General features: G+C 70.4%; 11 protein-coding genes and 1 pseudogene. 5 read left to right on the top strand and 7 right to left on the bottom strand.

Annotated elements, in window-relative coordinates; translation table 11 throughout:
* Positions 1-130: pseudogene (locus MKK69_RS28860) on the top strand (IS5/IS1182 family transposase); the annotation flags it as partial.
* A gap of 40 nt (positions 131-170) precedes the next feature.
* On the opposite strand, the gene MKK69_RS28855 reads toward MKK69_RS28860, so the two are convergent.
* From MKK69_RS28855 to MKK69_RS28830, 6 genes are all read right to left on the bottom strand, one after another.
* Positions 171-503, bottom strand: a complete 333-nt coding sequence (locus MKK69_RS28855) for a hypothetical protein (protein ID WP_243973594.1) — start codon at positions 501-503, stop codon at positions 171-173.
* Between the two features lie 187 nt (positions 504-690).
* The gene (locus MKK69_RS28850; RefSeq protein WP_243973593.1) at positions 691-1,269 is read right to left on the bottom strand and encodes an NADPH-dependent FMN reductase; all 579 of its coding nucleotides are present in this window, start codon (positions 1,267-1,269) and stop codon (positions 691-693) included.
* Positions 1,270-1,341: 72 nt separating this feature from the next.
* Positions 1,342-1,965 (bottom strand): cell wall anchor protein, encoded by a 624-nt coding sequence (locus MKK69_RS28845; RefSeq protein WP_243973592.1) that lies wholly within the window; start codon positions 1,963-1,965, stop codon positions 1,342-1,344.
* Between the two features lie 157 nt (positions 1,966-2,122).
* Complete coding sequence (gene gluQRS / locus MKK69_RS28840; RefSeq protein WP_243973591.1) at positions 2,123-2,974, bottom strand: tRNA glutamyl-Q(34) synthetase GluQRS; 852 nt, start codon at positions 2,972-2,974, stop codon at positions 2,123-2,125.
* Positions 2,971-3,252 (bottom strand): hypothetical protein, encoded by a 282-nt coding sequence (locus MKK69_RS28835; protein ID WP_243973590.1) that lies wholly within the window; start codon positions 3,250-3,252, stop codon positions 2,971-2,973. The genes gluQRS and MKK69_RS28835 overlap by 4 nt, the downstream gene beginning before the upstream one ends.
* Before the next feature lie 47 nt (positions 3,253-3,299).
* Positions 3,300-5,330, bottom strand: coding sequence for an ATP-binding protein (locus MKK69_RS28830; RefSeq protein ID WP_243973589.1), 2,031 nt, complete (start codon positions 5,328-5,330; stop codon positions 3,300-3,302).
* A 181-nt stretch (positions 5,331-5,511) separates the two neighbouring features.
* Between MKK69_RS28830 and MKK69_RS28825 the strand changes: the two genes are divergently transcribed.
* Positions 5,512-7,155 carry an FAD-dependent oxidoreductase gene (locus MKK69_RS28825; RefSeq protein ID WP_243973588.1) on the top strand — a complete coding sequence of 548 codons (1,644 nt, stop codon included), beginning with the start codon at positions 5,512-5,514 and terminating at the stop codon, positions 7,153-7,155.
* Between the two features lie 170 nt (positions 7,156-7,325).
* Positions 7,326-8,264, top strand: a complete 939-nt coding sequence (locus MKK69_RS28820) for a LysR family transcriptional regulator (RefSeq protein ID WP_243973587.1) — start codon at positions 7,326-7,328, stop codon at positions 8,262-8,264.
* Positions 8,265-8,273: 9 nt separating this feature from the next.
* On the opposite strand, the gene MKK69_RS28815 is transcribed toward MKK69_RS28820, so the two are convergent.
* Positions 8,274-9,689, bottom strand: coding sequence for a DUF2252 domain-containing protein (locus MKK69_RS28815; RefSeq protein WP_243973586.1), 1,416 nt, complete (start codon positions 9,687-9,689; stop codon positions 8,274-8,276).
* Between the two features lie 325 nt (positions 9,690-10,014).
* On the opposite strand from MKK69_RS28815, the gene MKK69_RS28810 reads away from it, so the two are divergent.
* Together MKK69_RS28810 and MKK69_RS28805 are read left to right on the top strand one after the other, a co-directional pair.
* The gene (locus MKK69_RS28810; protein ID WP_243973585.1) at positions 10,015-11,667 is read left to right on the top strand and encodes an acetolactate synthase large subunit; all 1,653 of its coding nucleotides are present in this window, start codon (positions 10,015-10,017) and stop codon (positions 11,665-11,667) included.
* A gap of 41 nt (positions 11,668-11,708) precedes the next feature.
* Complete coding sequence (locus MKK69_RS28805) at positions 11,709-12,884, top strand: iron-containing alcohol dehydrogenase (RefSeq protein ID WP_243973584.1); 1,176 nt, start codon at positions 11,709-11,711, stop codon at positions 12,882-12,884.
* Positions 12,885-13,051: the final 167 nt, after the last annotated feature.

The following is a 13,051-nucleotide window of genomic DNA, read 5'->3' as shown; positions in this document are numbered from 1 at the left end:
CACCCACGCCTGGTTCAACCGTTTCCGTCGATTGCCCATCCGCTATGAGCGACGCGCAGACATCTACGAGGCCTTCACGAGCCTCGCCGCCAGCCTCATCACCCTCAACCAGATCAGACGGTTCTGTTAGGCGCTCTAAGTGCCTAGCAGTTCGGCTCCGGGCGCGGCGGCTACGCGGCGGCCGCGGTCGGTGCTCCGACGAGGGCGAGCCGGGGCGGAGCCAGGACATCGAGGCGGTCGTGCGCAGTGTCGAAGGCGGCCCGGATCGTGGTGGTCGCATCCTCAACGGCGACGAGCACCGCCAGCTTCTGGGCGCTGGCGCGATCGGCGATGCTGCGTGCGGCCGAGACCAGGGATTGTTCTAGATCGAGCAACTCCGTTTCCGCGTCCTCTCCGGCGTTGCGCGTGGCGGCCGCGAGGCGTTCAAGTACGGCCTGGAGGGCGTGACGCAAGACAAGAGTCCGTACACGCTCCTGGAGGAGCGCCCGTTCATCGATCTTCATCGGAATCAATCCGCGTCTGGGAACACGGTTAAGCTCTCACGTTTCCCCGGATCGTGCAGCCACTTTTTTGCAACAGCAAAATACAGTCTCGAGTCGGACCGGATCTGGGCGAGCGGCCACCTGACCGTAAGATCCTCAGAAGAAAGCGTGCGGGCCCGTCGTGCGCGGCCGTCGCGGCGTCTCTGGCTCAGTACGGCGTCCCGCGCAGGCGCCGCTCGCGAAGGGCCTCGGCATACCACGCTAACTCGTCGAGAAACCGAGCGGCGGACGTGTCGAGCCACGGCGCGGTGGGTGTACCCTCGGGGTCGATCGCCGTCTGGAGCCGGGGGATAGGAAGGAGCGAGGGGATGCTGGGCATGCCCATCTCGGCGAGTATCGCCCGGAGCGGCATCGCCGCGCGGACGCCGCCGAACTGGCCGGCCGAGTAGCAGCAGATCGCCGACGGCCGCCAGAAATACTCTTCGAGGAAATAGTCCAGCGTATTCGAGAGCGCCGGCGGAACGCTGTGATTGTACTCGGCGGTGACCACCAGGAAGGCGTCGGACCGCCGATAGAGCGCGGCCAGCCGTTCGAGCGGTTCGGGAGCGGTGCCGGCCGGATACTCCTTGTACATCCGGTCAAGCAGCGGAAGCTTCAGCTCGGCCGGGTCGACCAGTGGAGCTTCATGCCCGCGCGCTTCCAGCCGCGCCGTCAGGAAACGGGCGGCGCGGATGCCGATGCGGTCGCTCCGGACGCTGCCGAGGATCACGGGCACGGTGAGGGACATGACAACCTCCGGTCGGATCGATCATGCCAGAGGACGGCCCGCCGCTCCAGGCGGCGCCTGCCGGAGGGCGGCTCAGGCCTTCGATGAAGTCGTCAGCGCGGCGGCCGCGATACCGATGGGACCGCCCGTGGCGTAGGCGGCGATGGCCTTCGTCACCTGCGTCAGCAGGGATTGCAGCCCGTCCCCGGATTCCATGCTCGCGGAGGATCCGGTGGCCGAAGCGGAGGCAGAGGTCGAGGTCGCGTCCGTGGCGGTGCCGGATTGCCCGACCTGCGCGTCATCCGAGTCGTCCGGCGGCGGGGCATGGTGGCCGTGATGGTGGTGGACGGGGGCCGCGCCGCTCGAGGCCTGGCTGGCATCAGCCGTGCCGGATGTCGCAGTGGTGCCGGATGTCGCCGTGGTGCTGGACGCGTCGCCGGTGTCCGCCGAGGACGTGACCCCGGTCTGGAGCCCCATCTGGCTGAAATCGGATTGCAGCTGCAGGAGCGACGCCATCAGGTCGCTGGACATGGCCGGCGTCGAGGCCGCGGTGCTCGTCTGCGTGGCGCTGCCGGTGCCCTGCGTCGTGCCGGCATCCTGGCTCGCCGTGCTGAATCCGCTGGCATCGACCTGCTGGGCGCCGGCGGCACGTGCCTGGCGCAGGGCGCTGACGAGATCCTGCTTGAGAGATGTGCCTGATACCGCGTTCACCGACATGACAAGCCCTCACGACGTTCCTGCCGTCAGGTGAGGCACGGTGCGTTCCAGAATTTTTCCAATGATATCAAGGGCGCGCCTGCGCGCTATGCGGGCAGGATCGGCAGCGCGGCAAATTCTGCCGGCTCGAACGACCCCCATCGATCCTGACGGAGCGCTAGGAGAACCCGAGCCGCGCGCGGATCTGTGCGGGTGTTACACCGGTCTGCCGCAGATCGGCCAGCGACTGCGAGCCCCGCGACTTGGCGAGCTTCTCGCCGCCGGCGTCGCGGAGCAGCGCATGGTGCCGATAGCGCGGGGTCGGCAGGCCGAGCAGCCTCTGGAGGAGCACGTGGAGGTCGGTGGCCGCCTCCAGGTCGCGGCCGCGGACCACGTGGGTGATCTCTTCCCGCGCGTCGTCGTGGACCACGGCGAGGTGGTAGCTCGTCGGGACGTCGCGACGGGCGATCACCACGTCGCCCCACCGGGCGGGATCGGCGGCGACGGGGCGCGCACCGGTCGCGTCGAAGGCGACGTATCCGTGCGTCGCGCCGGCCTGGCGCAGGGCCGCCGCCATGTCGAGGCGCCAGGTATGCGGCCAATCCCGGGCGCGATGCTCCGCCGCGACCGCCGGGTCGAGGCCGCGGCACGTGCCGGGATAGAGCGGCACGCCGTCCGGATCGCAGGCAGTCCCGGCGCCTGCCCGGATCTGCGCGCGGGAACAGAAGCAGGGATAGGCGAGGCCGCGGTCGATCAGGCCGTCGCGGGCGACGCGGTAGGCGTCCATGTGGGCGGATTGGTGCCGCACCGGCTCGGGATAGGTCAGGCCGAGCCAGGCCAGGTCCGCGACGATCGCGTCGATCAGAGCGGGCTTCGAGCGCTGGGGATCGATGTCCTCGATTCGCAGGCGGCAGAGGCCGCCCATCCGGTCGGCGAGGTCGGCATTGAGCAGGGCCGAATAGGCGTGGCCGAGATGGAGCCGCCCGTTCGGGCTCGGCGCGAAGCGGAGGACCGGCGCCCCCGAACTCACCCGTCGCCGCGGCGCAGGCAGTGCGGCACGCCGGGCTGGCAGGCGATGCCCGGGAGCGAGCAGGCCGGTCCCTCGGCGAGGCGCTGGCAGACCCGGCAGCCGTCGCTCCATTCGAGGCAGGCCGGATCCTCGGCGACCGGCCGCGGGGCCGCCCCGTGGCGGGCCGGCAGCAACGCGCCCAGGAGAACGGTCGCGACGACGAGCGCCACGGTTCCCCAGGCGGCGAGCACGCCGCTCGACGAGCGCGGTTCGGACGACGAGGGAGCGGCTGACGACATGGCGTCCTGTTGGCGTGGGAGGGGCCGGCCTGTCAACGCGGGTGCGGTCAGGCCGCCCGCGCGGACCGGCGCTCCAGAAGCGCCGGCAGGAGCTTCAGGTTCAGGGGCTTGGCCAGGAAGCCGTCGAAGCCGGCCGCCCGGGCGGCGGCCTCGTCGTCCCGGCCGACATTGGCCGTGAGCGCGACGAGATGGAGGCGGCCGGTGCCAACCGATTCGGCGGCGCGGATCCGGCGGGCGGTCTCGTGTCCGTCGAGCCGCGGCATGCGCACGTCGATCAGGGCGAGGTCGAAGGGGCCGTTCGCATCGAGCTGCTCCAGCGCCGCGAGGCCGTCCGGCGCGTGGACGACCTCGGCGCCGAGGCGCTCCAGGGCGCGGGTCGCCAGCAGGGCGTTGATCGGGTTGTCCTCGGCCAGGAGGACGCGCATCCCGGCGCCGGCTCGCGGTGCGGCCGCTTGCGGGATTGCGGGCGCTTCGGACGGGCCGGTCGGTGCCAACAGGCGCTCGAACAGGGACCGGTCCCGAACCGGCTTGATCAGATAGCCGTCGAACCCGGCCGCGCCCGGGGCGCCGAACCCGCGCCGGTCGAAGGGCGAGAGCAGGACGAGGCTGCAGGGCACGCCGCAGGCGCGCGCCGCATCGGCGAGCTGCCGCACGGCCGCGTCCCCCAGGGCCCGATCCGCCAGCATGACGTCGAAGGCCGCCCCCGACAGGGCGTCGAGGCCGGCGTCGCGCGTGTCCACGATCACCGTCGCGGCACCGGCCCGGGACAGGCAGCGGGCGAGGTAGGGCGCCTGGAATGGCGAATCGGCCACGATAAGGCACCGGCGGCCGTCCAGGCGCGGCAGCGGATCGGGGCCGGACCGCGCGACCGCGACCAGCTCCGGCAGCGGCAGCGCGACCCGGAAGGTCGTGCCCCGCCCGAGGCGCGAGGCCGCGTCGATCCGGCCGCCCATCCGGGTCACCAGCCGCCGGGTGATGGCCAGCCCCAGTCCGGTGCCCTCGTGGCTGCGGCTGGCGCTGCCGTCCCCCTGCTCGAACTCCTCGAACAGGACGGGCAGGCGCTCCTCCGGGATGCCCGGGCCGGTATCCGCCACGGCGACCACCACTTCCCCCGGTCCGGTCTCCGCCCGCTCGAAGGTCAGGCTGACACCGACGCCGCCGCGCTCGGTGAACTTGATGGCGTTGCCCGCGAGGTTGATGAGGATCTGCCGCACCCGGTCGGCATCGCCCACGAGGCTCGCGGGGAACCCTTCCGCCACGTCGAGGGCGATCTCGATCCCCTTGTCCTGGGCCCGGGGCGCGAGGAGCTCGACGACGCCTTCGGCGATCGCGGGCAGACTGAACGGTTCGGCGGCGAGGTCCAGGCGCCCCGCCTCGATCCGCGAGAAGTCGAGGACACCGTCGATCAGGCCGAGCAGCGCCCCGCCGCTGGTGCGGACGGCCTCCACGTAGGTACGCTGCTCCGGATCGAGCGCGGTCCCGAGGACGAGGTCGGCCATCCCCAGGATGCCGTTGAGGGGCGTGCGCATCTCATGGCTCACCGTCGCCAGGAACCGGGATTTCGCGACGCTCGCCGATTCGGCCCGCTCCAGGGCCGCGTCGCGGCTGCGGATCGCCTCGACCCGGGCGGTCACGTCCCGGCCCGCCTGCAGCCAGTGCGTCGCGTCGCCATGCGCCACCGGCATCTCCACGAAGGCGAACCAGCGCACGCGCCCGTCGACCGAGCGGACCTGCGCCTCGAGGCGACGCACGCCATCCGCCCCGATCTCGACGGCGTCGCGCTCCAGGATCTCCAGGTCGATCTGCGCGCCGAGCAGTTCGATCGGCGCGCGTCCGAGCAGGCGCGCGTAATCGTCGTTGGCGTAGGTGATGCGGCCCCTGGCATCGCGCTGGACGATCACCTCCGTGGTGGCGGCGACCAGGGCCCGGTAGCGGTCCTCGCTCTCGCTGATCCGCCACAGGCGGTCGTGCAGCCGCTCGGCCTCGTCCGGTCCGACCCGCCGCGCCCGCCAGCGGTCGAACGCCAGCGCCGCCGCGACCAGGAGCGCCAGCACCAGCGCGATGTCCTCGACGACCATCGATGCCTCCCCGGCAGGAGGCCGGTCCGCCGCAGGATCGCAGGCGAAGCTGAAGGCGCCGTTGGGAAAGGCCCTTAACCGCCGGTTGCCGGACGCTGCGACCTGAAATGTTCGCCGCACCGCGATCCGAACGGCGCCCCGGGAGTTGCCTGCCAGGATTACGGCCCGGATGGAGACACCTATGCCCGGCGAGCATTACGACGTCATCATCGTCGGATCCGGTCCCGGGGGCGGCACGATGGCGTGGCGTCTGGCCCAGACCGGCAAGCGCATCCTGCTGATCGAGCGCGGCGACTACCTGCTGCGCGAGCCGCGGAACTGGGACAGCCAGGCGGTGATCGTCGACGGCTACTACCAGACCAAGGAGACCTGGTACTCCTCCGACGGCAGCAGCTTCCACCCGGGGCTCCACTATTACGTCGGGGGGAACTCGAAATTCTACGGCTCGATCCTGTTCCGTTTGCGGGAGCGGGATTTCGGCGCGATCCGCCACGAGGACGGGATCGCGCCGGCCTGGCCCGTGGGCTACGACGAGTTCGAGCCCTACTACCAGGCCGCCGAGGAGCTGTTCCACGTCCACGGCCAGCGCGGCGAGGATCCGACCGAGCCGTGGTCGAAGAAGCCCTACGCCCATCCGCCGGTGGCGAACGAACCGCGGATTCAGGAGCTGTATGACAATCTGAAGCGGGCCGGCCACCACCCGTTCCACCTGCCGGTGGGCGTGCGCCTCGTCGAGAAGGATGGCCGGGCCGTCCCGACCTCCCCCTGCATCAAGTGCGAGTCCTTCGACGGCTTTCCCTGCCCTACGAACGGCAAGTCCGACGCCCAGACCATGGTGGTCGATCCCGCCCTGCGGGACTGCCCGAACCTGACGCTCCTCACCCGGACCTACATCGAGCGCCTCGTCACCGATCCGGCCGGGCGCACCGTCACCGGCGTCGTCGGGAACCGCGACGGGGCGCCCTTCGAGGCCTCGGCGGACCTCGTGGTGGTGGCCTGCGGCGCCCTGTCGTCGGCGCTGCTGCTGCTGCGCTCGGCCAGCGGGCAGCACCCGAACGGCCTCGCCAACGGGTCCGATCAGGTCGGGCGCAACTACATGCGCCACAACAACTCGACCGTTCTGGCGATCTCGAAGACGCCGAACCCGACCCGGTTCCAGAAGACCCTCGGGGTCAACGACTTCTACTTCGGCGACCCCGACCCGAAGGACGGCTGGGATTTCCCGCTCGGCCACATCCAGATGGTCGGCAAGTCAGACGGGGCCCAGATCCACGGCGAGGGCCTGCCCGGCTTTCTCCAGTGGTTCCCCGACAAGCCGTTCGACTGGATCGCAAAACACTCCGTGGATTTCTGGCTGACCTCGGAGGACATCCCGCTGGCGCAGAACCGGGTCTACTACAAGGACGGCAAGGTCCATCTCGACCTCACCGAGACGAACGCAGCGGCGCACAAGCGGCTGCGGCACAAGCTGCGGGAGATCTGCAGCTTCACCGACATCCACCCGCACCTGTTCGACCGCTCGCTCTATCTCGGCAAGAACGTGCCGATCGGCGGGACCGCCCACCAGGCCGGGACCCTGCGGTTCGGCGACGATCCGGCCACCTCGGTCCTCGACCGGCACTGCAAGGCGCACCAGCTCGACAACCTCTACGTCACCGACGCGAGCTTCTTCCCGTCGATCGGGGCGGTGAACCCGACGCTCACGATCGTCGCCAACGCATTGCGGGTGGCCGATCACCTCGTCGCGCGGATGGGCGCCCGGGACCAAATTCCGCCGCCCCGCCTCTACGACTACACCGAGCCGCGCGAGCCGCTGCCGGCCTGACCGGGGCGGGCCAAAGCCTGGCGCACCGGCCTGGATATCAGAGTCAGGACGATGCGCTAGGTCTCTGATTCGGCATCACCTTTTGCCGAAAGCCGGAAACCACCTTTCGGGATGATGCGGTAGCGGATGTTGCTATAGCTCGGCGGTGGCACCAACCGATCGAGACGCCCATGGCCATCGACCATATCGATCTCAGCCGGATCGACCTGAACCTGCTGGTCGCCCTGGACGCGCTGCTCGACGAGCGCAGCGTCACCCGGGCGGCCGCCCGGGTGGGGGTCGGCCAGTCGGCGATGAGTTCGAGCCTCGCCCGCCTCCGGCGCCTGTTCGACGACGAGCTCCTCACCCGCGCGCCGGACGGGATGCGGCCGACGCCGCGGGCCCTCAAGATCGCCGAGCCCCTGCGCGCCACCCTCCGGCAGGTGCAGGCGCTGGTGCATCGGGAGGAGCACTTCGATCCGGCCACGGTCGCGCGCACGTTCACGGTCAGCCTGCCCGACAGCGTCGAGGTGCTGCTCGGGCCGCGGCTCATCGCCCAGCTCCGCCGGGAGGCGCCCGGGATCCGGCTGCTCCTGCGCTCCGTCGAGCAGGCCCGCATCCTCGATGAACTCGATGCCGACCGGGTCGATATCGCCATCGGGTTTTTCTCCGAGGGACAGATCCACCACAAGCAGCGGCTGCTCTACCGAGACAGCTACGTCGTCCTGTTCAACGCCGACCTGATCGGCCTCCAGCCGCCGATCGACCTCGAGGATTACCTGCGCTTCCCCCACGTCCTGACCTCCCTGCGCGAGACCGCGCACGGGGTGGTGGACGATGCCCTCGCCCTGATCGGCCGGTCGCGCACGCTCGCCGTGACCACGCCCCGCTTCCTGGTCGTGCCGTTCCTGGTGCGGGCCGCCCCGGTGATCGCCACGATGCACGCGCGGCTCGCCACCTCCTTCGCCAGCGCCCTGGCGCTGAGCGTCAGCCCGGTCCCGGTGGCGCTGGACGACGTGGCCGTGACGATGCTCTGGCACGCCTCCTACGACCGCGATCCGGCCCACCGCTGGCTCCGGGACCAGCTGGTGAAGCTCGCCCACGTGCCGCCGCCGCCCGGCATGATCTGACGGCCTGCCTCACAGGCAGGGATCCTCCGCGGCCTCCAGGCGGCCGCCCGCGATCGCCTCGCGGAACAGGGCGAAATCGGCGGCGTTGCGCTCGGCGTAGGCCGCCGCCCAGTCGGCGATGGCGGCGGCGAGTTCGGTGTTCTTGCCGCTGCCGCAATAGCCGGTGATCGCCGCCGCGTCCCCGGTCCGGGCATGGGCGCGGGCGAGGAGCGCCCCATAGGCGTAGGAGAAGGTCAGGAGTGAGGCGCCCGACATCCGGGCGATCGGGATCGCGCCCTTCAGGTTCTTCATCTGGCGCACGTAGAACGGGCGGCCCGCGATGCTGGTCCAGCCGAGCAGCGGATCGCCCACCGCCTGCAACAGCCGCTGGCCGTAGATCACCCGCTCGCCCTGGTGGTCGGCATAGGGGGCCGGCATGCCCGGCAGGTAGGGGGCATGCGCGGGGGTGAGCGCTTCCTTGACCTGGAGGAAGAGCGCGTCCGCGTCGGAATTGCCGAACAGCAGGGCGAGATAGGCCCGGGTCCCGACGCTGCCGACGCCCACGACCCGGTGGGCGACATCGACCACGTGATAGCGGTCGAGCATGAAGCGCCGCTCGCGCGGGAGGGTCTCGGCGTAGCGCTCCAACCCGGTGACGATGTCCTCCCGCGTGGCGTCGTCCACCGGCGTGAGGATCGGCGCATCCGATTGCAGGCGCCAACTCCCGTCGGTGCGCCGCTCGGCCACCTGGGCGAGGAGGCTGCGGTTGTTCCGCCGCCGCGCCTTGTCCACCGCCCGCCGGACCATGGCCCGGGCTTCGGCGTCGAGCCGCAGGCCGGCAAGGTGGGGCGTGTCGGCCCGCGTCGTCTGGTACCAGACCTCCAGGGAGCCCTGGGGCGCCAGCCGGCGCATCGTCTGCTGATAGCCGGCGACCGCCTCCATGACGGCTTCGCGGCGCGCGGTGGCGGGCGCACCGGCATCCGCGGTGGCGACCGTCAGGCCGGCGGCGAGGCGCTTCAGATCCCATTCCCACGGGCCGATCGTGACCTCGTCGAAATCGTTGAGGTCGAGGACGATGTCGCGCTGGGGCGTGCCGAACAGGCCGAAATTGTCGGTGTGGGCATCCCCGTTCATCACCACGTCGATGCCGCTGCGCGGCCCGCGTGACAGGTCGTAGGCCATGACATGGGCGGCCCCCCGGAGGAACGCGAAGGGCGACGTCGCCATGCGGGCGACCCGCAGCGGGATCAGGTGCGGCTGCCGCCCGCGATGGGCCCCCTCGATCAGGGCGACCGGATCGGGGCGCTCGGGATCGGACCCGAAGGTGCCCTGCGCCGCGAAGGGAACCTCCGCCCGCAGCCGCTTGCCCGCGTGACGGCGCTTGTCCCAGGATTCGACCCCGGTGCGGAGGTCGATGCGCGGGAAATCCGCGATCGGTGCCAGCACCGGATCCGTCTCCGGCGCCGACGATTGCGGCGCGGCATCCGCCGATTCTACCCGTTCGCTGGTCGCCCGATCCATGAATTCATAATTCCCTGAGCGGAGGTCAACCTTGACCGTGCGACGCCGTTCCGGGCCTCGCCGAGTCTCCGGAGGATAGCATCGACGCACCCTTGTGACGGTTAAGGCCCGCACCGGCCTTGACCACTTCCGGTGGCGGCACTCTAACCGACCGACGCCTCGGACGGGCTTCCTCCGCCGGGACGGTGCGACGCGCTGGCCGGGACGGTCCGGGCGCCGCAGGCACGCCGATGCAGCAGCGGGACTTCGCATGCCCAAGGGTTCAGATCTCCTCGTCGCGGCCCTCGAGAACGAGGGTGTCGACCGCATCTTCGGCATCCCCGGCGAAGAGAATCTCGACGTCGTCGAATCCCTGCGCAACTCCAAGATTGAGCTGGTCCTGACCCGCCACGAGCAGGCGGCGAGCTTCATGGCGGCGACCCACGGCCGCCTCACCGGCCGGCCCGGGGTCTGCCTGTCGACCCTCGGCCCGGGGGCGCTGAACTTCTCCACCGGCGCGGCCTACGCGTATCTCGGCGCGATGCCGATGATCATCATCACCGGCCAGAAGGGCATCCTGTCGTCCCGCCAGGCGCGGTTCCAGATCGTCGACGTGATCAGCTCCATGAAGCCGATCACCAAGATGGCCCGGCAGATCGTCTCCGCCTCCTCGATCCCCACCATCGTGCGCGACGCGTTCCGGGTCGCCACCGAGGAGCGGCCGGGCCCGGTGCTTCTGGAACTGCCTGAGGACATCGCCGCCGAGAAGGCCGAGGCCGATCTCGTGCCCTCGCACCCGATCGACATTCCGGTCGCCCATCCGGCCGCCATCGAGCGCGCCGCCGCCATGATCCTGAAGGCCGAACGGCCGCTGATCATGCTGGGCGCCGCCGCGAGCCGCCCGCGCGCCACCGGCGAACTCGGCGGCTTCGTGCAGCGCACCCAGATCCCGTTCTTCACCACCCAGATGGGCAAGGGCACCGTCGCGAGCGGCACCAACCTCTATATGGGCACCGCGGCGCTGTCGGAGCGCGACTACGTGCACGAGGCGATCGACCGGGCCGACCTGATCATCGCCATCGGCCACGACACGGTGGAGAAGCCGCCGTTCTTCATGGGACAGGCGGACCAGAAGGTCCTCCACATCGGCTACATGCCGGCCAACGTCGAGCAGGTGTACTTCCCCGATGCCGAGGTGGTCGGCGACCTCGGGCCGACGCTGAAGCTGCTGGCCGACAGGCTGGACGGGAAGCTCCCCAACGCCGGCGCGCTGCTGCACCTGCGCGAGCACATCCTCAGCCACATCGCCGACCGGGCCGGCGAGGACCGCTTCCCGGTGACGCCGCAGCGCCTCGTGCGCGACGTGCGCCGGGTGATCCCGGAGGACGGCATCGTCTGCCTCGACAACGGGATGTACAAGATCTGGTTCGCGCGGAACTACCGCACCTACGTCGCCAACACGCTGCTCCTCGACAATGCGCTCGCCACGATGGGCGCGGGCCTGCCCTCCGCCATGATGGCGGCGATGCTCTACCCCAACCGCCGCGTGATGGCGGTGTGCGGCGACGGCGGGTTCATGATGAACAGCCAGGAGCTGGAGACCGCCGTGCGGCTCAAGCTAAACCTCGTCGTGCTGGTGCTCGACGACTCGGCCTACGGGATGATCCGCTGGAAGCAGGCGGTCGACAAGTTCGCCGATTACGGCATGACCTTCAACAATCCGGATTTCGTCCTCTACGCCCAGTCGTACGGGGCCAGCGGCCACCGGGTGGAAACGGTCAACGACCTCGTGCCGACCCTCGACCGCGCCTTCGCGGCGGGCGGCGTCCACCTCGTGGCGGTGCCGATCGATTATTCCGAGAACACCCGGGTGCTGGTCGACGAGCTGCGCGCCAAGGTGAAGGACTTCGAACCCGCCGAGTGAGTTCGGCGTCGCGGATCGGTCGGCAAAGACAGGGCTGTGCGATGAACCCGTTCACCTTCCAGACCACGCCGAACGTGCTGTTCGAGGCCGGCGCCTCGAAGAAACTGCCGGAGATCGTCGGCAGCTTCGGCGCCAAGCGCGTCCTGCTGGTCACCGACAAGGGCGTGCGCAGCGCCGGGCTGACGCGGGCCGCCGAGGCGGCGCTGTCGGAGGCCGGCGTCACCCTCGACGTGTACGAGGACGTGGTGGCTGACCCGCCCTCCACGGTGATCGAGGCGGCGGCCAAGCGTGCCCGGGAACTCGGGACCGATCTCGTCCTGTCGATCGGCGGCGGCTCGGCGCTCGATACCGCCAAGCTCGTGGCCTATCTCGCCAAATCCGACGAGCCGCTCGATTCGATCTACGGCGTCGGCCTCGCCAAGGGCGACCGGCTGCCGCTGATCCTCGTGCCGACCACCGCCGGCACCGGCTCGGAGGTGACGCCGATCTCGATCGTCACGACGCCCACCACCGAGAAGAAGGGCGTCGTCGCGCCCAAACTCCTGCCCGACTGGGCGGTGCTCGATCCGGAGCTGACCCTGGGCCTGCCGGCCCACGTCACGGCGGCCACCGGCATCGACGCCATGGTCCACGCCATCGAGGCCTTCACCAGCAAGAACAAGAAGAACCCGATCTCCGACCAGCTCGCCAAGCAGGCGCTGGCGCTGCTCTCGGCCAACATCCGCACGGCCTGCACGGACGGCAGGAACCTCGAGGCGCGCTCCGGCATGCTGCTCGGCTCGATGCTGGCCGGCATGGCCTTCGCCAACGCCCCCGTGGCGGCGGTGCACGCCCTGGCCTACCCGGTCGGCGCGCTCTTCCACGTGCCCCACGGCCTCTCGAACGCCCTGGTGCTGATGGGGGTGATGCGCTTCAACCTCTCCCACGCGGAGGCGCTCTACGCGGAACTCGCGCCGATCCTCGATCCCGCGGCCGCGGACCTGCCGCAGCCCGAGGCCGCCAAGCGCTTCGTGGACAGCCTCGACGCGATCTGCCGCGACTGCAAGGTGCCGGCCTCGCTCGCCGAGGTCGGCGTCGCCCGCCAGGATCTGGAGCGCATGGCCGCCGACGCGATGAAGCAGACGCGGCTTCTCGTGAACAACCCGCGGGAGGTCACCTACGACGACGCCTTCGCGATCTACGCCGAGGCGCTGGGAGAGACACGACCGGCGGCGTGAGGGTGCGGGTGGCGTGCGATGTCCCGCCATCCACCTCATCCCTTGCGGATTTGCACATCGACGGATGAGACCGACGACCAACCCACGCGCGCCTTCCCTCCCCCGCAGAGGGGGGAGGGAAGAGGCGGGTCATGCGATCGAGTCTGTAAGCTGACGACAGGCTTCGC

Source organism: Methylobacterium sp. J-026 (assembly GCF_022829585.1).
GTDB lineage: Bacteria > Pseudomonadota > Alphaproteobacteria > Rhizobiales > Beijerinckiaceae > Methylobacterium.
This window is presented reverse-complemented; position numbering and strand designations above follow the sequence as displayed.